This window comes from Actinopolyspora mortivallis DSM 44261 (genome assembly GCF_000384035.1).
Taxonomy (GTDB): domain Bacteria; phylum Actinomycetota; class Actinomycetes; order Mycobacteriales; family Pseudonocardiaceae; genus Actinopolyspora; species Actinopolyspora mortivallis.
In genome coordinates this window covers 1,685,619-1,711,211 of sequence record NZ_KB913024.1, presented here as the reverse complement: position 1 = coordinate 1,711,211, position 25,593 = coordinate 1,685,619, and the positions used below count along the sequence as shown (strand labels likewise).

Sequence of the window (25,593 nt, the reverse complement as noted above, 5' to 3'; positions counted from 1 at the left end):
CCTCAACTCCCGCTACCACTAGCTCCGGACAACAGTTCGTCGGCCCGGTTCAAGGCGTGCGTCAGCGCCTCGTGCACCGCTTCGAACCTGGCGACATGCTCGGAAACAGGCAGTTCGTCCAGCTCGTCCAATCCCCGCATACGTTGCCGGACGTTCGCCTCAGCCGCACGAACCCCCTCCGTGGTCGCGTCAGCGGGCTCGGCGAGCCCGTCCGCCTCTCCCTCGGAGTGTCCCGTAGAATCCATCGGTTTCCCGCCTCGTCCACGCCAAAACAGTGACACCAATCACAACACCCGAAAGCCACCCCCGGAAAGAGTTCGGGAGTCGTGAACGACACCACCACGCTATCGGATGACGACGGCAACCGGGCACGAGCGAAACGTCACCACGAGGCGGCACCGAACACCACGGAGCACTCCGCCGGCGCGCCCGTGGATCAGCGGTCGGTGCCGCTGTCCAGTCCCAAACGGTACAGCGCTCGCTGCGCCCGGCGATCCCCGGAACGCACCCGCACCGGTCCGCCCGCGGCGCTCCACCACACGGCGCACAGGCTCCGCAAGGCGGCCAGGTCCTCCCGTGGGGAAGCCTGCCGAGAGGCCTGCTCCCGGCGGTGCCGCGCTTCCGGGGCGCTCAACGTCATCCCGTCCCCGGTCACCTCGGCCTTCCACTCCGGTTGGGGCGTGATCGCCGACTCCTCGACGGGAGCGCACAGCGCCGTCAGGTCGGCAGCCAGATAGTCGGGACGGGCTTCGGGAGGGGCGGCCAGCACGTCAGCGGCCCCGCTCACACCGGTCAGCACCAACATCGAGCACATGTCCGCCCCTCGTGCCCCGGCCGTGTCCGTTTCCAACCGGTCCCCGACGAACAACGGTTTCGTCGTTCCGACGGCGGCATGGCTCAGGAGCGGCTTCTCGGGTTTGCCCGCCACCACCGGGCTACGTCCGGTCGCCACTTCGAGAGCGGCCACCAAGGCACCATTGCCCGGGAGCTCACCACGTTCGGTGGGCAGAGTGGTGTCCCTGTTACAGGCCACCCAGACAGCCCCGGCACGGATCGCCAGGCAGGCCTCGGCGAGGTCTCTCCAGGCCGTCGCCTCGGAATGTCCCTGCAAAACCCCGACAGGTGTCTCGTCCGCGCTACGGACGGGGCGTAGTCCCCGGGAAACCACTTCCTCTGCCAACGCCTCGGTGCCGAGCACCAGCACGGAGTCCCCGGCGGTGAGCCGCTCGGCCAGCAACGCCGCGCCCGCCTGAGCGCTGGTGCTCACGTCGGAGGAAGTAGCCGGTATCGACATGGAGTTCAGTTTCTCGGCCACCTGTTCGGGACGGTTCGACGCGTTGTTGGTCACATAGCGGACCGATACCGGCATGGCTCTCAGTCGCGAGAGCGTCGGGACGGCTCCCGCGACGGGGGTTCCTCCCCGATACACGGTGCCGTCCAGATCCAGTAACAACGCGTCGTAGTCTTCGGCCAGCATACGTGCCCCACTCGCCTCCACCGCCACCACTCGGAATCCTGCCCGGAGGCGTCCGCTACCGAGGAACCTTGACAAGGATCCTCAGTCAGCGGTCGGATTCCGGAAAACGTGGATCAGTCCCAGACACCCAGATCGACGTCGTGCGCGGGTCGTTGTCCGCTCGTTCCCTCTTCATCGGGACGTCGCTCGGCAGCGTCGACGTCCACCTGTTCCACCAGTCTCTCGGCCTCCTCGGTACCTCCGAGCAGGGGAACCAGTTCGTCCAACCGTTCGGGAGCGTCGGTGGCTTCCTCGTCGTCGGCATTCGCCGCGTGGACGAACCAGGTGAAAGCTTCCTCGTTACGCCCCACCGCGACCAGGTTGTCGGCATAGGCGTAGAACAGCCGCGCACTCCACGGATTCCGCTGCCTCGGATCGAGCTCGGGGAGCTGCAGACTGACCACGGCGGCCTCGAGCTGCCCCAGATCACGGCGTGCTCCGGCCGCGACGATCCGTAGCTCGATCTCCTCGTCCTTGGGAAGACGGTTGGTTTCCTCGGAACGGAGCAGTTCCAGAGCACGCTGGGGTCGCCCCATCGCACGTTCACAGTCGGCGATCATCGCCAAGTGGGACTGCCCGCCCATTCGACGCGCCGCACGCAACTCCGACAGTGCCTCGCTCCAGTTGCCCACGTGGTAGGCCGTGACACCGTTGGCTTCGCGCGCCGCCGGAGTTCGTGAGGCCTTCTTCCTCGCGTAGCGTGCGTGCTCCAGGGCCTTCTCAGGCTCGGAGTCGAGCAGCATACCGGATGCCACCACGTGAGCACCCACGTCCTCGGCCACCATTTTCGGCAACGACCGGAAGTCCCGGCGTACTTCCGGATCCAGCTGGGAGACATCCACGTCGGGTGGCAGCTTCGGGGCCCTCGGACGGGACTCGTCGCGCTCCGAGAACTCCTTGTTCCCACGGGAGTTCTCTCCGCGCCGGGGACGGCCCCTGCCCGCGGCCCGCTTCTCGGAGTCACGGAAGGAGTCCGCGCGCTCTCGTCGGTTCCGGTCCGTACGCTCGTTGCGTCTGCTGTCGTGGCGGTCCCGCTGTTGGGGACCTCCGCGGGCACGATCACGGTGATCGCGTTCGTTCTTGGGAAAACGTCCGTTCCGGTCGGCTCCGGCGGGCTTGTCCCGATTCTGTGGTTTCCGATTTCCGCCGTTCGGACGGGATTCCTTGTTCCTCGGAGGTTTGCCACGACCGGCGGAATCACCGGTGCCACTTCCTCGACTCCGAGAACCACGCCTGTCGTCAGAATCAGACACCGGACCTCCCGAAACTCATGAGAACGAACAACACCAGCCTAACCGCCCGAGCACACAGGCATCACCGCGGTCGGGTCCGCTTCGGGAGGTTGCCGGGAGAGAAAGGGGATGTCGGGGGTGGGTGTGGTGGGGGGGTCGGCGGTGTCCGTGGTTCCCGCACTCGTGGGGGTGCAGTAGGTCGGGCGCTGGAGGGCTTAGCTGCCGGGTTCGGGATGGGTCCGGGCGTGTCCCGCTCCGCTGTGGCCACCGACCCCGCCGCCACGGGGGGGCGGGGGCGTGTGTTGTATGGAGTTGTGGTGCCCCTTGTTGGGGGGTGGGTGGTTGAGGCTGTGTAGTGGTGGCGAGCGCGGGGGTGGGGTGTGGGTGTTCGTCGTTCGGCCGGTTAGTACCCGTCCACTGAGCACATTGCTGTGGGTGCATGTCGGGCCTATCGACCCAGTCGTCTGCTGGGGGCCTTATCCCCCCGGTGGGGGGTGGGAGACGTGGTCTTGGGGTGGGCTTCCCGCTTAGATGCTTTCAGCGGTTATCCGTGCCGAACGTAGCGAACCAGCCCTGCCCCTGGCGGGACAACTGGCAGACTAGAGGTTCGTCCGTCCCGGTCCTCTCGTACTGGGGACAGCTCCCCGCACGTCTCCGTGCGCGCGCGGCGGATAGGGACCGAACTGTCTCACGACGTTCTAAACCCAGCTCGCGTGCCGCTTTAATGGGCGAACAGCCCAACCCTTGGGACCGACTTCAGCCCCAGGATGCGACGAGCCGACATCGAGGTGCCAAACCATGCCGTCGATAGGGACTCTTGGGCAAGATCAGCCTGTTATCCCCGGGGTACCTGTTATCCGTTGAGCGACACCGCGTCCGCGTGCCGGTGCCGGATCACTAGTCCCTGCTTTCGCACCTGCTTGACCTGTCGGTCTCACAGTCAAGCTCCCTTGTGCACTTGCACTCGTCACCTGGTTTCCGTCCAGGCTGAGGGAACCGTTGGGCGCCTCCGTTACTGTTTGGGAGGCAACCGCCCCAGTTAAACTACCCACCAGGCACTGTCCCTGGTCCGGGTGACGGACCGAGGTTAGACGCCCACAACGACCAGAGTGGTATTTCACCAGCAACTCCGGCCACACTGGCGTGTGACCTTCCCAGTTTCCCACCTATCCTACACAAGCCGCCGCGGACGCCCATACCAAGCTGTAGTAAAGGTCCCGGGGTCTTTCCGTCCTGCCGCGCGAAACGAGCATCTTAACTCGTCGTGCAATTTCGTCGGGTCCGTGGTCGAGACAGCGCCCAAGTCGTTACGCCATTCGTGCAGGTCGGAACTTACCCGACAAGGAATTTCGCTACCTTAGGATGGTTATAGTTACCNCCGCCGTTTACCGGCGCTTCGGTTCGCCGCCACACCCCCTCGTGGGGGGTTCACGGCTCCCCTTAACGTTCCGGCACCGGGCAGGCGTCAGTCCGTATACCGCGTCTTACGACTTCGCACGGACCTGTGTTTTTAGTAAACAGTCGCTTGGGCCCATTCTCTGCGGCCGCTGCCAGCTCACCCCGCAGGGGGGGTCACCAGCGGCGGCTCCCCTTCTCCCGAAGTTACGGGGACATGTTGCCGAATTCCTTAACCACGGTTCGCCCGCTCGCCTCGGTATGCTCTACCAGACCACCTGTGTCGGTTTCGGGTACGGACCGCCCTCACACTCGCTAGAGGCTTTTCTCGGCAGCCGGGGCTTACCCACTTCGCCACACTGGCTCGGCCTCCGGTCTCACCGTCGACGCCGGCCCGGATTTGCCTGGGCCGGCCGGCTACACCGTTACCCCGGGAACCACCATCGCCCGGGTTGGGCTACCCTTCTGCGTCACCCCGTCGCTGACCAACACACCCACCACACACACCACCACCGGTCCAGCCGTGGTCTCGCGAACGAGACCGGGCCCACCGGTTGATGCTGGTGTCGTGGGGGCTGGTATGGGACGTGTCAAGGCGGGTACGGGAATATCAACCCGTTGTCCTGTCGACTACGCCTGTCGGCCTCGCCTTAGGATCCGACTCACCCAGGGCGGATCAGCCTGGCCCTGGAACCCTTGGTCATTCGGCGGGACAGATTCTCACTGTCCTAGCACTACTCATGCCTGCATTCTCACTCCCCCACACTCCACACCCCCTTACGGGGATGCTTCACCGCGGTGAGGGATGCTCCCCTACCCACCACCCCGCCAGGGGCGGTGCCACGGCTTCGGCGGTGTGCTTGCAAGCCCCGCTATATTATCGGCGCAGGATCACTTGACCAGTGAGCTGTTACGCACTCTTTCAAGGATGGCTGCTTCTAAGCCAACCTCCTGGTTGTCTCGGCGATCCCACATCCTTTTCCACTCAGCACACACTTGGGGGCCTTAGCCGGTGATCTGGGCTGTTTCCCTCTCGACCCTGGAGCTTGTCCCCCAGGGACTCACTGCCGCGCACTGCCTGACACCATTCGGAGTTTGGTTGACGTCAGTACCCGCACCGGGCCCTTCGCCATCCAGTCGCTCTACCAGCACCAGGCCTGTCACGACGCTGCACCTAAATGCATTTCGGGGAGAACCAGCTATCTCCGAGTTTGATTGGCCTTTCNCCCCTACCCGCAGCTCATCCCCCAGGTTTTCAACCCTGGTGGGTGCGGGCCTCCACACGGTCTTACCCGCGCTTCACCCTGGCCACGGGTAGCTCACTCGGTTTCGGGTCTAGAGCACGCGACTGTCCCGCCCTGTTCGGACTCGCTTTCGCTGCGGCTTCCCCTCACGGGTTAACCTCGCCACGCACCACTAACTCGCAGGCTCATTCTTCAAAAGGCACGCCATCACACCCCCGCACGGGGATGCTCTGACGGCTTGTGGGCGCACGGTTTCAGGAACTCTTTCACTCCCCTCCCGGGGTACTTTTCACCAGTCCCTCACGGTACACATCCACTATCGGTCACCAGACGTATTTAGGCTTACCAGGCGGTCCTGGCCGATTCACACGGGATTTCCCGGGCCCCGCGCTACTCGGGACATGCGTGCACGCCCACCCGACCGTGTTCACCTACGGGGGTCTCACCCACTGCGCCGGTGCCTTCCAACACCTTCGGCTCACCATCGGGCACACGCGCCTGCGCGGCAGCACAGACACCACACACTCCCACAACCCCGGGCACGCACCGTCTGCCGACTCGCCCACGCACCCGGTTTAGCCTGCTCCCCGTTCGCTCACCACTACTGAGGGAATCACTGTTTGTTTTCTCCTCCTGGAGGTACTGAGATGTTTCAGTTCCCCCCGTGCCTCCCGATGCCCTATACCACTGTTCAGGCACCGGTGACCGGGCATCACCCCGGCCGGGTTTCCCCATTCGGACACCCTGGGATCACAGCTCGGTTGACAGCTCCCCCAGGCCTATCGCGGCCTCCCACGTCCTTCTTCAGCGTCTGATGCCCAGGCATCCACCGTACGCCCCTGGACACGAAACCACACACCGACCACCACACGATGATCAGATGCTCGCCACCACTATACAGTTCTCAACCAGCCACCAGAGCCCACCACACGGGTGCGCCCCCAGAGAACCCAACAGTGCCCCACCACGCGTGCGTGTAACGCCCGCCTCAACAGGGTCTCCTTAGAAAGGAGGTGATCCAGCCGCACCTTCCGGTACGGCTACCTTGTTACGACTTCGTCCCAATCGCCAGTCCCACCTTCGACCACGCCCCCCCCGCAACCGGGTTGGACCATGGGCTTAGGGTGTTACCGACTTTCATGACGTGACGGGCGGTGTGTACAAGGCCCGGGAACGTATTCACCGCAGCACTGCTGATCTGCGATTACTAGCGACTCCGACTTCACAGGGTCGAGTTGCAGACCCCGATCCGAACTGAGACCGGCTTTCCGGGATTCGCTCCACCTCACGGTCTCGCCACCCTCTGTACCGGCCATTGTAGCATGTGTGAAGCCCTGGACATCAGGGGCATGATGACTTGACGTCGTCCCCGCCTTCCTCCGAGTTGACCCCGGCAGTCTCCCGCGAGTCCCCGGCCGCACCGCTGGCAACACGGGACAAGGGTTGCGCTCGTTACGGGACTTAACCCAACATCTCACGACACGAGCTGACGACAGCCATGCACCACCTGTACACCAGCCCCGAAAGGAAACCCCATCTCTGGAGCGATCCGGTGTATGTCAAACCCAGGTAAGGTTCTTCGCGTTGCATCGAATTAATCCACATGCTCCGCCGCTTGTGCGGGCCCCCGTCAATTCCTTTGAGTTTTAGCCTTGCGGCCGTACTCCCCAGGCGGGGCGCTTAATGCGTTAGCTACGGCACGGACACCATCACCCGGTCCCCACACCTAGCGCCCAACGTTTACAGCATGGACTACCAGGGTATCTAATCCTGTTCGCTCCCCATGCTTTCGCTCCTCAGCGTCAGGAACGGCCCAGCAAGCTGCCTTCGCCATCGGTGTTCCTCCTGATATCTGCGCATTTCACCGCTACACCAGGAATTCCGCTTGCCCCTACCGCCCTCGAGTCTGCCCGTATCGGCCGCACGTGCCCGGTTAAGCCGCACATTTCCACGACCGACGCGACAAACCGCCTACGAGCCCTTTACGCCCAGTAAATCCGGACAACGCTCGCGCCCTACGTATTACCGCGGCTGCTGGCACGTAGTTAGCCGGCGCTTCTTTAGCCCCTACCGTCACATTCGTCAGGGCCGAAAGGGGTTTACAACCCGAAGGCCGTCCTCCCCCACACGGCGTCGCTGCGTCAGGCTTCCGCCCATTGCGCAAAATTCCCCACTGCTGCCTCCCGTAGGAGTCTGGGCCGTGTCTCAGTCCCAGTGTGGCCGATCACCCTCTCAGGCCGGCTACCCGTCATCGCCTTGGTACGCCCTCACCGCACCAACAAGCTGATGGGCCGCGAGCCCCTCCCAGGCCGGAACCCCCCCTCACAGGAGAGAACCTTTCCCACACCCCCCATGCGGGGCATGCGAGCCATCCGGTATTAGCCCCAGTTTCCCAGGGTTATCCCCACGCCCAGGGCAGGTTACTCACGTGTTACTCACCCGTCCGCCACTCCCACACCCCACCCACCCCCCAAAAAGAGGGGAAGGCACCCGGGGTGCGAGCGTTCGACTTGCATGTGTGAAGCGCGCCGTCAGCGTTCGTCCTGAGCCAGGATCAAACTCTCCAACAAACAACCAGAGAAAAAACCCCAGCAAAAACACTCACAACAACCACAAGACCCACAACACAGGCCCCACACGCACACACAACACGAGGCACTGTTGAATTCTCAAAGAACACACCCACCACCGTGGGCACACACCCAACCTAGCACACCACCAATCCCGCCCCACATCACGGGGCAGAACCAGCACCATGCCAGATCAAGTGATCCCGACGACCTCCACGCAACGGAATCCCGTCCGTCTCGGTCGTCTCTCATGTTACATCAGGACCGTCCACCCCGAAGCCGGGGGAGGGAGATCCCGCCAGCCGACACGGCCGAGCACTGGCGGCCCTCCGCAGAGAACCCCATGCATCAAGCGCCCTGCCGCGCTGGCAAGAACTAATTTACGCGGAGGCAACCCGGATGTCAAACCGGCCTCGCCCGCCGCGAAGACCCCAGGTGAGCGGGGCATCCCGCCCTGCCGCTCCGACGGAACGGCGCTAGACCAACTTGACTCCCGCGGTGTGGCGCTTACCACGACGCAGCACCAGCCAGCCACCGTGCAACAACTCCTCCTCGCTCGGTGACCAGGTCTCGTCCAACACCTTGACGTTGTTCACGTAGGCCCCGCCCTCGGCGATCGTCCTCCGGGCCGCCTTACGACCTCCGACCAGACCGCTCTCCACGAGCATGTCCACGATGTCCGGCTGATCGGCGAGTCGCAGCCGCACGTTCGGGACCTCGGACATCACCGACTCGAGCGTCTGCGACTCCAGCCCTCCGAAGTCCCCCTTGCCGAACACCGCCCGGCTCGCCGCGACCACCTGCTCGGTCGCCTCGGCACCGTGTACCAGGGTGGTCAGTTCCTCGGCGAGACGTCGTTGGGCCCGCCGTTCGCTCGGATGTTCCCTGGTCGCCCGTTCGAGGTCCTCGATCTCCTCCCGCTCCAGGAAGGTGAACAACCGCAGGTACCTGCCCACATCGGCGTCGGCGGTGTTGAAAAAGTACTGGTACCAGGAGTAGGGGGAGGTCCTCTCCGGGTCCAGCCAGAGATTGCCACCCCCGGTGGACTTGCCGAACTTGCGCCCTTCCGCATCGGTGACCAGCGGCATCGTGAGCGCGTGTGCGGTAACCCCCTCCTGTCTGCGCAGCAGGTCCACCCCGGCGACGATGTTGCCCCACTGGTCGGACCCGCCGAGCTGCAGACGTGTTCCGTACTTCCGGTAGAGCTGCACGTAGTCGTTGGCCTGCAACAGCATGTAGCTGAACTCGGTGTAGGACATGCCGTCGGACTCCAACCGTCTCCGGACGGTGTCCCTGGACAGCATCGCGTTGAGCGGGAAGTGCTTGCCCACGTCACGCAGGAAGCTCGTCACCGGCAGCTCAGCCGTCCAATGGGCGTTGTTCTCCATGACCGCCCCGGTGTCCGAACCGTCGAAGTCCACGAACAGTTCGAGCTGCCGACGGATCCCCTCGGTCCACTCGGCGATCACGCTCTCGTCGTGCAGGCTGCGTTCCCCCACGTCCCGTGGATCGCCGATCAGACCGGTGGCCCCGCCCGCCAGCACCAGGGGACGGTGCCCGGCGAGCTGGAAGCGACGCAGCGTCAGCAGCGGGACCAGATGACCGGCGTGCAGGCTGGGCCCCGTCGGATCGAAACCCGCATACAGTGTGAGTGGTGGTGAATCCAGATCCCGTCGCAACGACTCGAGATCGGTGGTCTGCGCGATCAGTCCGCGCCAGGAAAGCTCGTCGAGAATGTGCTCACTCACGGTGTCAGTCTCGCTCATCATCCTCGGAGCCCCGCACCGGGGCAGGGGACCCGAAGGGGAGGGAGCCCGCTCACTCTCCTTCGGTGAGCCGGCCCACGCCGGTGGCGCTTCCGGTGGTGGTGCCGGCGCGTCCGCGGCCACCACGCCGGTAGGAACTGACGGCGGGAGAGCCGTGCACCCAGGAACGCCACGGAAGCTCCGTCGCGGTGGACACCCCCACCCTGGGTCCGCTGCGGATGTCGTCCTCGTCCACCTCCGATCCCCGGAGCAAACGGATCGGAGAGCCCGGATCAGTGAGATCGGTCCCGTTGTGCTCCCGGGTGATTCCCAGCACTCCGGCCAACCGCGCGGGCCCGCTGGCCAGCGCGGTGTCCTTCCGGACGGCGGGGCGACGAGCACGCGCCAGTGGGAGGCCACTCAGCACCTCCCCCGCCCGCAGCAGCACGGCTCCGGGGACGCCGTCCTCCAGGCACACCACGTTCACACAGAAGTGCATCCCGTACACGAAGTAGACGTAGAGATGGCCGGCGGGCCCGAACATCACCGAATTGCGCGCGGTCCGTCCCCGATAGCAGTGTGAGGCGGGATCGTCCCCTCCCCGGTAGGCCTCCACCTCGACCAGTCGTACTCCGACCTCCCCTTCCGGGGAGGTCGACCACAGCTCGCCGCCGAGCAGGAAACGCGCCACGCGCAGTGGGTCACGGGCGAGTTCGGAACGTGTCACCTCGGTCACGACCCTGACACTACCGAGCGGGGACCTCTCCGGCGGCGGGCCCCTTCTGCCGGGAGGAGTCTCCCCGCGGGAAGAGCGCCACGGAACGCTCCCGGATCCGGGAGCGGTGCTCGGTGATCCGTTCCCGCACCCGACCCGCCTGTTCGGCGACCCGCTCCGGTGCGGTCCCTCCCCGGGAGTTGCGGGCCGCCACCGCCCCCCCGACCGTCAGCACCTCGCGGACCTCGGGGGTGAGTTCGGGGTGGACTCCGGCGAGTTCGGAGCCGGTGAGTTCGTCGAGTCCCACGCCCCGCTGCTCGGCCAGGCGTACGCACTCCCCCGCGGCCTCGTGCGCCGTGCGGAACGGAACCCCCCGCCGCACCAGCCATTCGGCCAGATCGGTCGCCAAGGTGAAACCAGCCGGGGCCATCTCCGCCATGCGTTCGGTGTCGAACGACAGGGTGCCCAGCATTCCCGCCATCGCGGGAAGCACCAGCTCCAGCTGCCGTACCGAGTCGAACACCGGTTCCTTGTCCTCCTGCAGATCCCTGTTGTAGGCCAGCGGCTGCGCCTTGAGGCTGGTCAGCAGGCCGGTGAGATTTCCGAGCATCCTCCCGGACTTCGCTCGGGCCAGCTCGGCGACGTCGGGGTTCTTCTTCTGCGGCATGATCGAACTGCCCGTGGCCCACGAGTCGTCCAGCGTGACGTAGCCGAACTCCGCCGTGTTCCACAGCACCACTTCCTCCGCGATCCGGGAGAGATTCACCCCGAGCATCGCGAACGCGAAGGAGGCCTCGGCCGCGAAGTCCCGGGCCGAGGTGCCGTCCATGGAGTTGTCCACCCCCTGGTCGAAGCCGAGTTCCTCGGCCACCGCGTCGGGGTCCAGCCCCAGGGAGGACCCGGCCAGCGCCCCCGCCCCGTACGGAGACTGCGCGGTGCGGGCCTCCCAGTCGCGCAGCCGTTCGACGTCGCGCAACAGTGCCTGGCAGTGCGCGAGCAGGTGGTGGGCCAACAACACGGGTTGGGCGTGTTGCAGGTGGGTTCGCCCCGCGAGCACCGCATCGGGATGAGCGGCGGCCTGTCGCTCGAGTGCCCCGACGACGTCGAGCGTGCCCTCCGTCACTCGGTGGACGGCGTCCCGCAGCCACATCCTGAACTGGGTGGCCACCTGGTCGTTGCGGGAACGACCGGCACGCAACTTGCCCCCCAGCTGGTTGCCCACACGTTCCAGCAGGCCGCGTTCCAGTGCGGTGTGCACGTCCTCGTCGGTGGGGTCGGGAACGAACTCTCCGGTCCGCACGTCCTCGGCGAGCGTTTCGAGCCCGGCCAGCATCCGGTCGAGCTCCTCGTCGGTGAGCAGTCCGGCCCGGTGCAGCACTCGGGCGTGTGCGGCCGAACCCGCTATGTCGTACGGAGCCAGACACCAGTCGAAGTGGGTGGACAGGCTCAGCGCCGCCATGGTTTCCGAGGGGCCGGAGGAGAAACGTCCTCCCCACAGCATCGTGGACTGCGAGCTGTTGTCATCCACGGGGTTCTCTTCTCGGGACACGCGATGTTCCTCGCAACTAGAAGCACGGTCGGTGGGGTACGGGGGTGGGGCCGCCCCGCACGGTGGCCGGCCCCACCGGGGCACTCAGAGATCCTGTTCGCGCTTGGCGGCGATCTTGCTGGGAAGTCCCCACAGCTGCACGAACCCCTTGGCCAGCCCCTGGTCGAAACTGTCGCCCTCGTCGTAGGTGGCGAGGTTGAAGTCGTACAGGGACTGCTCGCTGCTGCGTCCGGTGACGACGGCGGTGCCGTTGTGCAGGGTCATCCTGATCCGCCCGGAGACGTGCCGTTGGGTGTCGGCGATGAAGGCGTCCAACGAGTTCTTCAACGGGGAGAACCACAGCCCGTCGTAGACCAGCTCCGCCCACCGCTGCTGCACGGTCCGCTTGAAACGGGCGAGGTCCCGCTCCAGGGTGACCGCCTCGAGTTCCCGGTGTGCGGTGATCAGCGCGACCGCCCCGGGGGCTTCGTAGATCTCCCTGCTCTTGATGCCGACCAGTCGGTCCTCGACCATGTCGAGCCTGCCGACCCCTTGGGTACCGGCCCTGCGGTTCAGTTCGGTGACGGCCTGCAGGGGGGTGACAGCGGTCCCGTCGACGGCCACCGGAACGCCCTGGTCGAAGGTGATCACCACCTCGTCCGGTTCCCGCTCCGACGCCGGGTTCTCGGTGTAGGAGTAGACGTCCTCGATCGGGGCGTTCCAGATGTCCTCGAGGAACCCGGTTTCCACCGCGCGGCCCCAGAGGTTCTGGTCGATCGAGTAGGGCGACTTGTTGTCGACGTCGATCGGCAGGCCGTTGCGTTCGGCCCAGGCGATAGCTTTCTCCCGTGTCCAGGCGAAGTCGCGTACCGGGGCCAGCACCTTCGTCTCGGGAGCGAGCGCGCCGATACCGACCTCGAAACGAACCTGGTCGTTCCCCTTGCCGGTGCACCCGTGCGCGACGGTGTCCGCACCGTGTTCGCGTGCCGCCTCCGTGAGGTGCTTGGCGATCAACGGCCGCGACAGGGCCGAGACCAACGGGTACTGGTCCATGTACATGGCGTTGGCCCGCAGGGCGGGCACGCAGTAGTTCTCCGCGAACTCGGCACGGGCGTCGGCGACGACCGCCTCCACGGCGCCGCAGGCCAGCGCCCTCTTGCGGATCGTCTCCAGATCCTCACCACCCTGGCCCACGTCCACGGCCACGGCGATGACCTCCGCGTTGGTCTCCTCGGCGATCCACCCGATGGCCACGGAGGTGTCGAGGCCTCCGGAGTAGGCGAGTACGACCCGGTCACTCATGGTTCTGCTCCTCGTGCTTGTTGGTCCTGTGCTGACGTGTCCCTCGTCCGCGGGTGGGCTCCGAGGGTTCCGGTGGGGAACCCGGTTGCGGTTCGGCGAGATCACGCAGTCGCCGCGCGAGTTCCCCGCCGGTGAGTGGTTCACGGGCGACCACCATCAGCGTGTCGTCGCCCGCGATGGTTCCCGCGACTTCCTCCATCGCCGACCTGTCGATGGCGCTGGCGAGGAACTGGGCGGCTCCCGGAGGCGTCCGCAACACGGTCAGGTTCCCGGATCCCTCGGCGCTGACCAGCAGCTCTCCGAGTAATCGGCTCAACCGGGCCGTGCCACCCTGCACCCCCTGGACCGGAGTGCCGTCCTCCGGGATGACGTAGACCGGCTGTCCTCCGTCCGGTCCCCGGAGTTTGACCGCGCCCAGTTCGTCGAGGTCCCGGGAGAGCGTCGCCTGGGTGACCTCGATGCCGTCCTCGGCCAGCAGTCCGGCCAGCTCGGTCTGGCTGCGGACTTCCGTACCGGTGACGATCTCGACGATGCGCGCCTGTCGCGCCACCCGCGTGGTCATCGCTGCTGCACCAGCCACGTCAACAGTGCCTTCTGCGCGTGCACTCTGTTCTCGGCCTCGTCGAACACCGCGCTGGACGGACCGTCCAGCACCTCGTCGGTGATCTCCCACCCCCGGTGGGCGGGCAGACAGTGCAGCACACTGGTCTCCCGCTTGCCGGTGGCCTCCAGCAGGGCGGTGTCGAGCCGGAAGGGGCGGAAGGGTCCCACCCTGTCCTTGCCGTCGTTCTCCTGTCCCATGGAGGTCCACGAGTCGGTGGCGAGCACGTCCGCCCCGGAGACAGCCGCTTCCGGACTGTCGAACACCTCGACGGAGCCTCCCGTTTCGGCCGCCCGCTTGTGTGCCGCCTCGAGTACCCACTGTGCGGGGGCGAAACCGTGTGGGGCCGCCACACGAACGTGCATTCCCGCGGTGACGCCCCCGACCAACAGGGAATGCGCCATGTTGTTGGCACCATCACCCAGGTAAGTGAGAGTCAGCCCGGGCAACGGGCCGTGCCGCTCGCGCACGGTCTGCAGGTCCGCGAGCACCTGGCAGGGGTGGAACTCGTTCGTCAGCGCGTTGACCACGGGGATGTCCGAGGCCGAACTCATGGCGTCGATCCGTTCCTGGGCGAAGGTACGCCACACCACGACATCGACGTAACGGGTGAGCACCCGGGCGGTGTCCTCGATCGTCTCCTCGCGCCCGAGTTGCATGGTCCGGGCGTCGACCACCACCGGATGCCCCCCCAGTTGCGCGATCCCGGTCTCGAAGGAGAGACGGGTCCTGGTCGAGGTCTTCTCGAAGATGACGGCGACGGACTTCGGCCCGGCCAACGGCGTGGAGTTCTCCCGTCCGCTCTTGAACGCGGCGGCCAGATCGAGAATCTCCTGCTGCTCCCGGGGGGTCAGATCGTCGTCCCGGAGAAAATGACGCGACATCACTGTTCTTCCTCTCCACCTGTGGACATCGGCACCATCTCGGACAACATCCCGGCCAGGTCATCCACGAACCGCCGCGCCTGCTGCCTTCCGAGGACCAGCGGAGGCGCCAGCCGCACCGTGTCCGGCCGCACCGGGTTGAGGAGATAGCCACGCTGACGTGCCGTGTCCACCACGGCCGGGGCGATCTCCTCGGTGAGCTCGACAGCGATCAGCATCCCCGCCCCGCGCACCTCGGCTACCAACGGATGGTCCAGCTTCTCGATCATGGCGACCAGCTCCGCGCCCACCTCGCTGCCGTGCCGCAGCAGGTCCTCGGACTCGATGGTGTCCAGCACGGCGAGCGCCGCCGCACAACAGACCGGGTTCCCGCCGAACGTGGTGGCGTGCTGGCCGGGGGCGAGCAACGTGGCCGCCTCGCCGATACCGATGCAGGCCCCCAGGGGCAGCCCCCCACCCAGCCCCTTGGCCAGGGTGATCACGTCGGGCAGCACCCCGTGACGTTGGAAGGCGAACCAGTGGCCGGTGCGACCGATCCCGGTCTGCACCTCGTCGAACACCAACAGCGCGCCCGCACGGTCGGCGATCTCCCGGGCGGAGGCGAGGTAGTCCTCAGGGGGGAGGACCACTCCCGCCTCCCCCTGCACGGGTTCCAGCAGCACGGCCGCGGTGTCCTCGTCCACGGCGGCTTCGAGCGCGGTGACGTCTCCGTAGGGGACGTGGCACACTCCGGAGGGCAGTGGTTCGAAGGGTTCCCTCTTGGCGGGTTGTCCGGTCAGCGCCAAGGCTCCCATGGTCCGGCCGTGGAATCCCCCGGAGGCGGCCACCACCCGGGGGCGACCGGTACGCCGGGCGATCTTGAACGCTGTCTCGTTGGCCTCGGAGCCGGAGTTGCAGAAGAACACACGTCCCTCGGTGGAGGCTCCGCTCAACGCGAGCAGACGTTCGGCCAGGCGCAGTTCGGGCTCGTGGCTGTAGAAGTTCGACACATGGCCCAACCTGGAGATCTGCCCGCTCACCGCCGCCGTGACCGCGGGATGGGCGTGACCGAGCACGTTGACCGCGATCCCACCCAGCAGGTCGAGGTAGCGGTGGCCCTCGACATCGGTGACCTCACAACCGGATCCGGAGACCAGTTCCACCGGAGGTGTTCCGTAGGTCTGCATGATCGAGCCGCGCCAACGCCGCGCCGCCTCGAGATTGCCGTCCTCCTCGGAGGGCATCAGGCACCGTCCTTTCCTGGGTCCTGGTCGGGTGGGACGACCATGGTGCCCACCCCCTCGCTGGTGAAAACTTCGAGCAGCACGGAGTGGGCCAGCCTGCCGTCGATCACGTGGGCCCGGTTGACCCCTCCGGAGACGGCCTGCAGACAGGCCTCCATCTTGGGGATCATGCCCTCCGAGAGGGTCGGCAGCAGTGCGCTCAACCTGTGGGTGTCCACGCTCGACACCAGCGAGTCCCGGTCCGGCCAGTCGGTGTAGAGGCCTTCGACGTCGGTCAGCACCACCAGCTTCTCGGCGCGCAGGGCCACGGCCAGGGCGCCCGCGGCCGTGTCGGCGTTGACGTTGTGCACCACCCCGTCCCTGTCCGGAGCCACGGTGGAGACCACGGGGATCCGTCCCGCCTCGACCAGGTCGAGAACGGCGGTCGGATCCACGTTCTCGACGTCGCCGACCAGCCCGATGTCCACCGGCTCCCCGTCCACCACCGCCTCGCGTCTGCGCGCGGTGAACAGCTGGGCGTCCTCCCCGGACATCCCCACGGCGTGCGGTCCGTGCTGGTTGATCATGCCCACCAGTTCCCGGCCGACCTGGCCGACCAGCACCATGCGGACCACGTCCATCACCTCGGGGGAGGTGACCCGCAGACCACCCCGGAACTCTCCGGTCATCCCGAGCCTGTCCAGCATGTTCGTGATCTGCGGGCCTCCACCGTGCACGACCACGGGACGCAGCCCCGCCAGGCGGAGAAAGACCATGTCCTCGGCGAAGGCCCGCTTGAGGTCGTCGTCGGTCATCGCGTTGCCGCCGTACTTGACCACGACGGTGGCCCCGCGAAAGCGTTCCAGCCACGGCAGCGCTTCGGTCAGCACGCCCGCCTTCCGGGCCGCCGTGGTGAGTCGGTCTTCGGATGATGTCTCGGTCATGAGGAATAGGCGCTGTTCTCTTCGACGTATCCGTGGGACAGATCGGTGGTGTACACGGTCGCCTCGTGGGGTCCGGACCGGAGATCGATCACGATCTCGACCTCACGGCCGGAGAGGTCCACCACCTCCCGCTCGGCGACCGGGACTCCGGCGGAGTACAGGGTCACTCCGTTGAGCGCGATCTCCATCGCCTCCGCGTCCGTGTCCGTGTCCGCCAGGGCACGCCCCGCGGCCATGGCGATGCGTCCCCAGTTCGGGTCGGAGCCGAACAGGGCCGTGCCGACCAGGTTGTCCTCGGCGACCACCCGGGCGATCCGTACGGCGTCGGCCTCCCGCACCGCCCCGCGTACCGTGACGTCGACGGCCTTCGTGGCTCCCTCCGCGTCGTACTGGAGGTGCCGGACCAGCTCGGCACACGTTTCCGTGAGGATCCCGGTGAGTTCGTCCGTGTCGACGGCGACGCCGGAGGCCCCGGAGGAGAGCAGGAGCACCGTGTCGTTGGTGGAGGTCCCTCCGTCGACGTCCAGCCTTTCGAAGGTGGTGGCCGCGGCCCGGCGCAGGGCCTCGTCCAACACGTCCGGTTCGGCCACGGCGTCCGTGGTGAGCACGGCCAGCATCGTCGCCAGGTTGGGTGCGATCATGCCCGCCCCTTTGACCATGGCTCCGACGGAGAAGCCGGAGGGATGCCGCACGAACGCCTGTTTGGGGCCACTGTCGGTGGTGAGTATCGCCGTGGCGGCGTCCTCGGCGGCCCGCCCGCTGTCGGAGAGTTCCCCGGCCGCGGTGCTCACACCACTGAGCAGGGCCTCCATCGGAAGCCGCTGTCCGATGAGGCCGGTGGAGCAGACCGCGACCTCGATGGCGCCGGTTCCGAGTTCCCCCGCGACCCTCTCCGCCGTGGAGTGGGTGTCCCGGAATCCCTCGGGGCCGGTACACGCGTTGGCTCCTCCCGAGTTGAGCACCACCGCGCGGAGACGCCGTTCGCGCAGCACCTGCTCGGACCACAGCACCGGTGCCGCCTTCACCCTGTTCGTGGTGAACAGCCCGGTGGCTTCCCGGCGGGGGCCGTCGTTGACGACCAGGGCGAGATCCGGCCGTCCCCCTTCCTTGATCCCGGCCGCCACTCCGGAGGCCCGGAAACCGCGCGGGCCGGTCACGCCCACGGGCTGGGGACCGTTCCCGTTTCCGGAGGAGGGGGTGGGGTGCTCGTGGTGGGTACTCACTGTGCTCCTTCCGGCCGCTCGTTCACGACGCGACCCATCCGGTTTCGGGTCTTCGGTCCCGCCGTGGTGGTGTTCGTGAACCCCCCTCGTACTCCTCACGGCGCCACCCCCGCGCGGGGCAGACCCGTCTCCTCCGGCACCCCGAGAGCGAGGTTCATGCACTGCACGGCCGCGCCCGCCGTGCCCTTGGTCAGGTTGTCCTCGGCCGCGACGGCGACCAGTCGTCCCGCGTCGACGTCGACGGTCACCTGCAGCTGTAGCGTGTTGGCACCGATCGTGGCCGAGGTCTGGGGCCACTGCCCTTCCGGCAGCAGCCGGACGAACGGCTCCCCTTCGTAGGCGGCGAGGTACTGCTCCCGAACACGCCGGGCGTCGACGCCGGGCAGGAGCGGGGAGCTGCAGGTCGCCAGGATTCCCCGGGACATCGGGGCCAGGATCGGAGTGAACGACACCCGCACCGGTTCGCCGGCCACCGCCCCGAGGTTCTGGATCATCTCCGGGGTGTGCCGGTGGGCCCCACCCACCCCGTAGACACTGGCCGAGCCCATGACTTCGGCGGAGAGCAGGTGCGGCTTGAGCGCCCGGCCCGCTCCCGAGGTTCCCGTGGCCGCCACGACCACGGCCTCGGGCTCCACCAGGGAGGCGGAGAAGGCGGGCGCCATGGCCAGGGAGACCGCGGTGGGGAAACACCCGGGGACGGCCACCCGCCGGGCCCCACTCAGTTCCTCCCTCCTGCCGGGAAGTTCCGGAATGCCGTAGGGCCAGGTTCCGGGGTGCGCTCCGCCGTACCACCGTTGCCACGCCGCTGGATCCTCGAGTCGGTGGTCGGCTCCGCAGTCGATCACCACGGTCTCGTCGAGTCCGTCGGACAACTCCGCCGAGTGCCCGTGAGGCAGGGCGAGAAAGACAACGTCGTGCCCGGCGAGGGTCTGCACGGTGGTCTCTTCGAGTTCCCTGTCGGCGAGCTCCGTCAGCCCCGGGTGGTGCTCCCCCAACCGACTGCCGACGTTGCCCCCCGCGGTGAGCGCGCCGATCTCCACCCGTGGATGGGCGAGCAGCAGTCGGAGCAGCTCTCCACCCGCGTAACCACTCGCACCGGCCACCGCCGCCCGTATACTCATACGAATGAGTATGCATGATGATGCAATATCAATCAAGGGGTTTTTGACCGCTGTTCGTATTCGTCCCGGCGACACCGGAGACAGGGCGGCAAGAAGCGGCCACGAGCAGCACCTTCGGCGCGTATCACCACACACTCCGGTGAATAAGAATCGGGCGGCCGGTTCACAGCGGAACCGACCGCCCGATCGTGTCCGTCTCCCCGGCCGCGACAACCGGGGCTGAAGTTCTCACCCGCGCAGAGTCGCCCCCACGCGTTCGTGGGCGGCCGCGACAGCGGCCTCCCGCACCTCACTCGCCTCCTGCTGGGTCAACGTCCGGTCCGGGGCGCGCAACTGCAGCGCGAAAGCCAACGACTTCTTGCCCTCGCCCAGCTGTTCACCGGTGAAAACGTCGAACAACCTGATCTCCTCGATCAGCTCGCCGGCCCCGGACCTGAGGGCGTCGGTGAGCTCGGCCGCCGAGACCTCCTCGTCGACCACCAACGCCACATCGAGCCGCACCGGCGGATAGGAGGAGACCCGCGGAGCGGGCCTCGACTCGGACAGGGGCAGGGCGTCCAGATCGAGTTCCATGGCACAGGTCCGCTTCGGCAGTTCGAGGGCCTCGACCACCTTGGGGTGCAGCTCCCCCGCGTAACCCACCACGGTGTCGTCCACCAGAAGCTCGGCACAACGTCCTGGGTGCCACGGCGGGTTGTTCCCGGTGGAGACGCTCAACGCCACTCCGGCCGTGTCGGCCACCAGTCTCGCGGCCTGGATCGCGTCGGCCCATCCTGCCTGGCGTCCTGCTCCCCACCAGCCGGAACGCTCCCGCTGGCCCGCCAGCACCACACCCACGTGTTTGGGTTGTGCGGGCAACGCCGCGTACAACTCGGCCAGCTCCTCCTCGGAGGGCCGCTTCTGCACTCCCAGTTCGGGCACGGCCTGCTGCTCCTTGCCAGGCAGAACCACCTGGCCGATGTGGAACAGCGCGAGATCCCGCCGCCCCCGGGAAAGGTTGCGCTGCAAAGCCTCCAGCAACCCCGGAAGCAGAGTGGTACTGATCAGGGAACGTTCCGCTTCGAGCGCGTTGGCGGCGCGCAGGGCGTTGCGCCGCGGATCGTCCTCGTCCAACCCGAAGGCCTCGAAAGTCTCCTCACCCGTGAAGGGGAACGGCAGCACTTCGACGTAACCGTCGTGGGCCAGTGCGCGAGAGACGGCACGTTCGCGCAACTGGGCCTGGTCCAGCCCCGCACCGGCCGGAGCGGCGGGAAGCACCGAGGGGATGGTGTGGTACCCCTCCAGCCGCAGTACCTCCTCCACCAGGTCAGCGGGCTGGGTGAGATCGGGCCGCCAGGTGGGGGGCGTGGCCGTGACCACTCCCACTCCTTCCTCGGAGGTGCCCACCTCGATCCGGCATCCGATCTGGGTCAACCGTTGTACGGTCACGCCACGCTCGTACCGCACCCCGGCGATTCGGTCCGGCAGTGCCAACGGCATCGTCACCGGAGCAGGAGGAACCACGTTCCCGACGTCGGTCCGCCCGGCGGCGATCGTGGCCTCGCCGTACTCGACGAGCAGACGCGCGGCACGTTCGACGGCGACCGCGGCCACCGCGGGGTCCACTCCGCGCTCGAAACGCTTGCCCGCCTCGCTCGGCAGACGATGGCGCCGGATCATGCGGGCGATACTGGCGGGATCCCAGTTGGCGGCCTCCAGCAGAACGTCGTTGCTGTCCTGGCCGATCTCGGTGCTGGCGCCCCCCATGACCCCGGCCAGCGAAACCGGACCGGAGTCGTCGCAGATCACGATGTCGTCCGGGTCCAGCTCGCGGTGCACGTCGTCCAGTGTGACCAGGGTCTCGCCCGCCGACGCACGTCGTACCACCACGTCACCGTCGAGCTTGAGCGCGTCCCAGGCGTGGAGAGGCTGGCCGAGTTCGAGCATCACGTAGTTGGTGACGTCCACGGGCAGCGAGATCGACCGGATCCCGGCCAGAGCCAACCTGCGCCGCATCCACCAGGGGGTGGGCGCGGTGGGATCCACCCCGGTCAAACGACGGAGGACGAACCGTGAACAGGCCGTCTCGTCGGCGATCCGCACGGTCCGCGACGGGCGGTCGTCGTCGGGGATGGAACGGTTGGCCGGATCCCCGAAGGGCACGTCCAACGCGTTGGACAGCTCCCGGGCCAGTCCACGCACGGAGAAGCAGTACCCCCGGTCCGGGGTGATCGACAGCTCGATGACCGAGTCGTCCAGGCCGACGATCTCGCCCGCGTCGGCTCCCGGATCCGCCGAGCCCGGAGGCAGTACGAGGATCCCCTCGTGGTCCTCACCGATCCCCAGTTCACGGACCGAGCAGATCATTCCCTCGCTGACCCTGCCGTAGGTCTTGCGCTCGGAGATCTCGAAACCACCCGGCAGCACGGCGCCGGGAAGAGCCACCACGACCAGGGAACCCGCGCTGAAGTTCGTGGCTCCGCACACGATTCCGCGGAACAGCTCCTCACCGGCGTCGGACTTTCCGACCTCCACCCGGCAGTAACGGATGGGCTTTTTGAACCCGGTCAGCTCCTCGACCTCGGCGACCCGTCCGACGACAAGGGGACCGGTGATCGGGGTGAGGTGGGTGACCTCCTCGACTTCCAGCCCGATCCGCACGAACGCCTCGGCCAGACTCTCGGCGCTCGTCTCCTCGGGCAACTCAAGATGCTCGGCCAGCCAGGAAACCGGAATCCGCACTGGATCGCAGCCCTTCTCTATCGTGGTGGGGTCAGAAGTACCGATGTGGACGTCCCGGCGAGGGGCGGACTCAGTATCCGATCCCGAACGCCTCGGTGAATCGGACATCCCCTTCGACCATGTCCCGCATGTCGGGAATGCCGTTACGGAACTGCAGCGTCCGTTCCAGCCCCATGCCGAAAGCGAATCCGGAATAGGTCTCGGGGTCGACCCCGGAAGCGCGCAGCACGTTCGGATGAACCATGCCGCAGCCACCCCATTCGACCCAGCCCGCGCCGCCCTTCTTCTCCGGGAACCAGACATCGACCTCCGCGGAGGGTTCGGTGAACGGGAAGAAACTGGGCCGGAAACGGGTCAACGACCGCGGGCCGAACATCGAACGGGCGAAGGCGTCCAGTGTTCCCTTCAGATGCGCCATGGTCAGATCCCTGTCGACCGCCAGGCCCTCCACCTGATGGAAGACCGGTGTGTGGGTGGCGTCGAGCGCGTCGGTACGGAAGACCCTGCCCGGAGAGATCCGGTAGACCGGCGGATCGTTGTGCAGCAGCGCACGGACCTGCACCGGGGAGGTCTGCGTACGCAGCACCAGCCCCGAGTCGTCGGGGGCGATGTGGAAGGTGTCCTGCATCGTGCGGGCGGGATGGTCCTTGCCGAAGTTGAGCGCGTCGAAGTTGAACCACTCCGCCTCCAGCTCCGGCCCCTCCGATACCTGCCAGCCCATGGCCACGAACCCGTCCGCGATGCGTTCGATGAGCTGGGTGATCGGATGACGAGCTCCGCCGGGAAGCCGGTCGGTCGGAAGGGTGACGTCCACCGCCTCCTCACGCAGCACTCTGGCGTCGCGTTCGGCACTGAGCTGGGCGTGGCGAGCGTCGTAGGCCTCCTGGATCAGCCGACGGGTCTCGTTGACCCGCTTACCCGCGTCGGCCTTGGCCTGCGGGGGCAGCGAGCCGATCTCCCGACGTGCTGTCAACACCGGGGAACGCTCCCCCAGGTGGGCGGGTTTGACCGCGGCCAGCTCGTCGAGATCGGCCGCCTCCTCGAATGCCTTGCGGGCGTCGTCGACCGCGCCTTGCAGCGTCTCCGGTGCGAGCGCGACGACCTCTTTCGGGTCGTACGGGTCGTTGGCTCCAGACATCGTCGCTGTGTGACTCCCGTATCCGACGGCCCGCTCACGCGAACCGACCTTGACGTGTGAAAACTCTTCCCCGGCCGTTAGTCTATGGGATGGCCGTGAACCGGGTCGCCGCCGTCACCACGACCGGACAACGACGTCCGGTCTCGGGCGGGACCACCGAAACCACGCTCACCGCGCACGTCGTGCCGAGGTGTACAGGCAGACGGCCGCCGCCGTGGCCAGATTGAGACTCTCGGCCCGTCCGTAGATCGGCACGCGCACCGTGAGGTCCACCTCCCCGGCGTGTTCCCCGAGGCCGTGAGCCTCGCTGCCGAACACCCAGGCGGTGGGCGTGTCCAGTGCCCCCCGTCGCTCGGCGGTGTGCAGATCCTCGTCCGCTCCGCCCTCGGCACCGACCAGTCGGAGTCCGGCCGCGCGGCAGGCTGTGAACACGGACTCCACGTTCCGCTCCCGGACCAGGGGGAGGTGAAAGACACTTCCGGTGGAGGCACGAACCGCCTTTCCGTTGTACGGGTCGACGGTGTCCCCCGCGAACAGGACGGCTTCGGCACCGGCGGCGTCGGCGACACGCACCACGGTTCCCGCGTTGCCCGGGTCCGCGACGTTCAGCAGTACGGCGACCGTGCGGGGCCGAGTCGCCAGCACCTCCTCCACGGAGGAACGCGGCAGGTCACACACGGCGACCAACCCCTGCGGAGTGACCGTCTCCGACAGTGCGGCGGCGGCCCGCTCCGTCACCGGGCGCAGGGCCACTCCCGCGGCGGCGCAGCGCTCCGCCAGCTCGGGACAACGCCGTGCCCCCTCGGGAGTGGCGAACACCTCCCGTACTCCGCCGGACATCCCCGGCCCGGACCGGCCCTCGGAGTCAGCCTCCAAGGCCTCCACGACGGCCATCGGCCCTTCGGCCAGGAACATTCCGGCACGTTCCCGACCGGAACGGCGAGTGAGCTTACGAGCAGCGCTCACCCTGGAGGAACGCTCCGTCAGCGGAGTCCGCTCCTGCTGGGGACGCGACATCGGCTCTCCGGTCACCACACCGCTCCGTCGGGTACTCGCACGAGCGGAAATCAGGCCGCGCCTTCGGCGAGACTGTTACGGGCCTTGTCGCACAGTGCGGTGAAGGCCTGCGGATCGTTGACCGCCAGCTCGGCGAGCATCTTGCGGTCCACCTCGATCTCGGCGGCCTTCAGTCCCTGCATGAACCTGTTGTAGCTGAGGCCGTTCTGCCTGCTGGCCGCGTTGATGCGCATGATCCAGAGCTTGCGGAAGTCACCCTTGCGGGCACGGCGGTCCCGGTAGGAGTAGACCTGCGAGTGCAGCATCTGCTCCTTGGCCTTGCGGTAGAGCCGAGAACGCTGCCCGCGGTACCCCTTCGCCGACTCGAGAATCTTCCGACGCTTCTTCTGAGCGTTCACCGCTCGCTTGGCGCGTGCCATTGGTTCCGTCCTGTGATCGTACTGGGGGCGGTGTTCCGCCCCGGCTGATAAGGCTGTCAGGGCTTCCGGGGGCACGCGGTCGTGTGTGCCACCCGGTCACCGGTGCGGGCCGCGGCGAGGCCTTGTCAGCGACCCAGCAGCTTGTTGACCTGCCTCTTGTCGTTCTGGGAGACCTCCGCGGTGCCCTCCAGACGACGCTTCAGCTTGCTGGACTTCTTCTCGAGGATGTGCCTACGGCCGGCACGCTCGTGCCGCAGCTTTCCCGACCCGGTGACCTTGAACCGCTTGGCGGAACCGCTGTGCGTCTTGTTCTTCGGCATTTTCGTCCTCTTTTCGTACGAACGCCGGGCAGAATCCCCGGAGGAATCCCGCCCGGCCTGCGTTCGGGGTGCGGTTACAGCCGGGTAGACGACCGCTGTCGATCCCGATTCCGCTCGACGGTTATGACGCGTTCGCCTTGCTCTTGTTGCCCTTGCCGGTCTTGTGCGGCGCCAGCACCATGGTCATGTTGCGGCCGTCCTGCTTGGGTTTGGCCTCGATGAAGCCCTTCTCGGAGACATCCTCGGCCAGTCGCTCCAGCAGCCGGAAACCCAGTTCGGGACGCGACTGCTCACGGCCACGGAACATGATCGTCACCTTGACCTTGTGGCCCTGCCCGAGGAACCGCGACACGTGACCTTTCTTGGTCTCGTAGTCGTGCGGATCGATCTTCGGGCGGAGCTTCTGCTCCTTGATGACGGTCTGCTGCTGATTGCGGCGCGACTCACGAGCCTTCTGCGCACTCTCGTACTTGAACTTGCCGTAGTCCATGAGTTTGCACACCGGCGGGCGCGCCTGCGGAGCGACCTCGACGAGATCCAGGTCCGCTTCCTCGGCGAGCCGGAGTGCGTCCTCGATACGGACGATACCGACCTGTTCACCGTTGGGTCCCACGAGTCGGACCTCGGGAACACGGATACGGTCGTTGATGCGCGTCTCGGAGCTGATGGGGCCTCCTCGGTTCGATGGCGTACCTCTGCTGCACCGCGGCGTGAAGCTCGCCCCTAGAGCAATGCAGCCGCCCCGCGAAGAACCCT

Annotated in this window: 19 protein-coding genes and 3 rRNA genes; all 22 read right to left on the bottom strand. The window is 67.0% G+C overall.

The genetic code is table 11. From position 1 onward, the window contains the following. Positions 1 to 2: 2 nt before the first annotated feature. Complete coding sequence (locus ACTMO_RS0108270; protein WP_019854212.1) at positions 3 to 245, bottom strand: hypothetical protein; 243 nt, start codon at positions 243 to 245, stop codon at positions 3 to 5. A gap of 191 nt (positions 246 to 436) precedes the next feature. Continuing rightward, complete coding sequence (locus ACTMO_RS0108265) at positions 437 to 1,477, bottom strand: HAD hydrolase-like protein (RefSeq protein ID WP_019854211.1); 1,041 nt, start codon at positions 1,475 to 1,477, stop codon at positions 437 to 439. A 113-nt stretch (positions 1,478 to 1,590) separates the two neighbouring features. Continuing rightward, entirely contained in the window at positions 1,591 to 2,358 is a 768-nt protein-coding gene (locus ACTMO_RS0108260) for a tetratricopeptide repeat protein (RefSeq protein ID WP_211212926.1), read from the bottom strand. 544 nt (positions 2,359 to 2,902) lie between these two features. Next, positions 2,903 to 3,020, bottom strand: a 5S ribosomal RNA gene (gene rrf, locus ACTMO_RS0108255). 109 nt (positions 3,021 to 3,129) lie between these two features. Then, a 23S ribosomal RNA gene (locus ACTMO_RS0108250) occupies positions 3,130 to 6,240 on the bottom strand. A gap of 153 nt (positions 6,241 to 6,393) precedes the next feature. Further along, positions 6,394 to 7,957: ribosomal RNA gene (locus ACTMO_RS0108245) — 16S ribosomal RNA — on the bottom strand. The 16S, 23S and 5S rRNA genes sit together here, the layout of an rRNA operon. Before the next feature lie 476 nt (positions 7,958 to 8,433). Beyond that, positions 8,434 to 9,705 (bottom strand): tyrosine--tRNA ligase, encoded by a 1,272-nt coding sequence (tyrS, locus tag ACTMO_RS0108240; RefSeq protein ID WP_026448992.1) that lies wholly within the window; start codon positions 9,703 to 9,705, stop codon positions 8,434 to 8,436. 70 nt (positions 9,706 to 9,775) lie between these two features. After that, entirely contained in the window at positions 9,776 to 10,429 is a 654-nt protein-coding gene (locus tag ACTMO_RS0108235; RefSeq protein ID WP_211213052.1) for a DNA-3-methyladenine glycosylase, read from the bottom strand. Positions 10,430 to 10,448: 19 nt separating this feature from the next. Beyond that, positions 10,449 to 11,918 carry an argininosuccinate lyase gene (gene argH / locus ACTMO_RS20740; RefSeq protein ID WP_084792327.1) on the bottom strand — a complete coding sequence of 490 codons (1,470 nt, stop codon included), beginning with the start codon at positions 11,916 to 11,918 and terminating at the stop codon, positions 10,449 to 10,451. A 132-nt stretch (positions 11,919 to 12,050) separates the two neighbouring features. Further along, positions 12,051 to 13,247: an argininosuccinate synthase gene (locus ACTMO_RS0108225; RefSeq protein WP_019854206.1), complete on the bottom strand. Its 1,197-nt coding sequence runs from the start codon at positions 13,245 to 13,247 to the stop codon at positions 12,051 to 12,053. Further along, positions 13,240 to 13,809, bottom strand: a complete 570-nt coding sequence (locus ACTMO_RS0108220; protein WP_019854205.1) for an arginine repressor — start codon at positions 13,807 to 13,809, stop codon at positions 13,240 to 13,242. The genes ACTMO_RS0108225 and ACTMO_RS0108220 overlap by 8 nt, the downstream gene beginning before the upstream one ends. Further along, complete coding sequence (gene argF / locus ACTMO_RS0108215; protein ID WP_019854204.1) at positions 13,806 to 14,732, bottom strand: ornithine carbamoyltransferase; 927 nt, start codon at positions 14,730 to 14,732, stop codon at positions 13,806 to 13,808. The genes ACTMO_RS0108220 and argF overlap by 4 nt, the downstream gene beginning before the upstream one ends. Continuing rightward, complete coding sequence (locus ACTMO_RS0108210; protein WP_019854203.1) at positions 14,732 to 15,955, bottom strand: acetylornithine transaminase; 1,224 nt, start codon at positions 15,953 to 15,955, stop codon at positions 14,732 to 14,734. The genes argF and ACTMO_RS0108210 overlap by 1 nt, the downstream gene beginning before the upstream one ends. Then, positions 15,955 to 16,878, bottom strand: a complete 924-nt coding sequence (argB, locus tag ACTMO_RS0108205; protein ID WP_019854202.1) for an acetylglutamate kinase — start codon at positions 16,876 to 16,878, stop codon at positions 15,955 to 15,957. Before argB ends, ACTMO_RS0108210 begins: the two co-directional genes overlap by 1 nt. Further along, positions 16,875 to 18,041 (bottom strand): bifunctional glutamate N-acetyltransferase/amino-acid acetyltransferase ArgJ, encoded by a 1,167-nt coding sequence (gene argJ, locus ACTMO_RS0108200; protein ID WP_026448991.1) that lies wholly within the window; start codon positions 18,039 to 18,041, stop codon positions 16,875 to 16,877. The genes argB and argJ overlap by 4 nt, the downstream gene beginning before the upstream one ends. A 155-nt stretch (positions 18,042 to 18,196) precedes the next feature. Beyond that, entirely contained in the window at positions 18,197 to 19,222 is a 1,026-nt protein-coding gene (gene argC / locus ACTMO_RS0108195) for an N-acetyl-gamma-glutamyl-phosphate reductase (RefSeq protein ID WP_026448990.1), read from the bottom strand. A 228-nt stretch (positions 19,223 to 19,450) separates the two neighbouring features. Then, positions 19,451 to 21,943 (bottom strand): phenylalanine--tRNA ligase subunit beta, encoded by a 2,493-nt coding sequence (gene pheT, locus ACTMO_RS0108190; protein WP_019854199.1) that lies wholly within the window; start codon positions 21,941 to 21,943, stop codon positions 19,451 to 19,453. A gap of 70 nt (positions 21,944 to 22,013) precedes the next feature. Then, positions 22,014 to 23,081, bottom strand: a complete 1,068-nt coding sequence (pheS, locus tag ACTMO_RS0108185) for a phenylalanine--tRNA ligase subunit alpha (protein ID WP_019854198.1) — start codon at positions 23,079 to 23,081, stop codon at positions 22,014 to 22,016. A gap of 168 nt (positions 23,082 to 23,249) precedes the next feature. After that, a complete protein-coding gene (locus ACTMO_RS0108180; RefSeq protein WP_019854197.1) occupies positions 23,250 to 24,098 on the bottom strand; it encodes a TrmH family RNA methyltransferase in 849 nt (282 codons plus the stop codon). A 50-nt stretch (positions 24,099 to 24,148) separates the two neighbouring features. Further along, on the bottom strand, positions 24,149 to 24,517 hold the full coding sequence (gene rplT, locus ACTMO_RS0108175; protein ID WP_019854196.1) for a 50S ribosomal protein L20: 369 nt from the start codon (positions 24,515 to 24,517) through the stop codon (positions 24,149 to 24,151). Positions 24,518 to 24,642: 125 nt separating this feature from the next. Then, positions 24,643 to 24,837, bottom strand: a complete 195-nt coding sequence (gene rpmI, locus ACTMO_RS0108170) for a 50S ribosomal protein L35 (RefSeq protein ID WP_019854195.1) — start codon at positions 24,835 to 24,837, stop codon at positions 24,643 to 24,645. Positions 24,838 to 24,958: 121 nt separating this feature from the next. Then, positions 24,959 to 25,570 (bottom strand): translation initiation factor IF-3, encoded by a 612-nt coding sequence (gene infC / locus ACTMO_RS0108165; RefSeq protein WP_084792096.1) that lies wholly within the window; start codon positions 25,568 to 25,570, stop codon positions 24,959 to 24,961. Between the last annotated feature and the right edge of the window lie 23 nt (positions 25,571 to 25,593).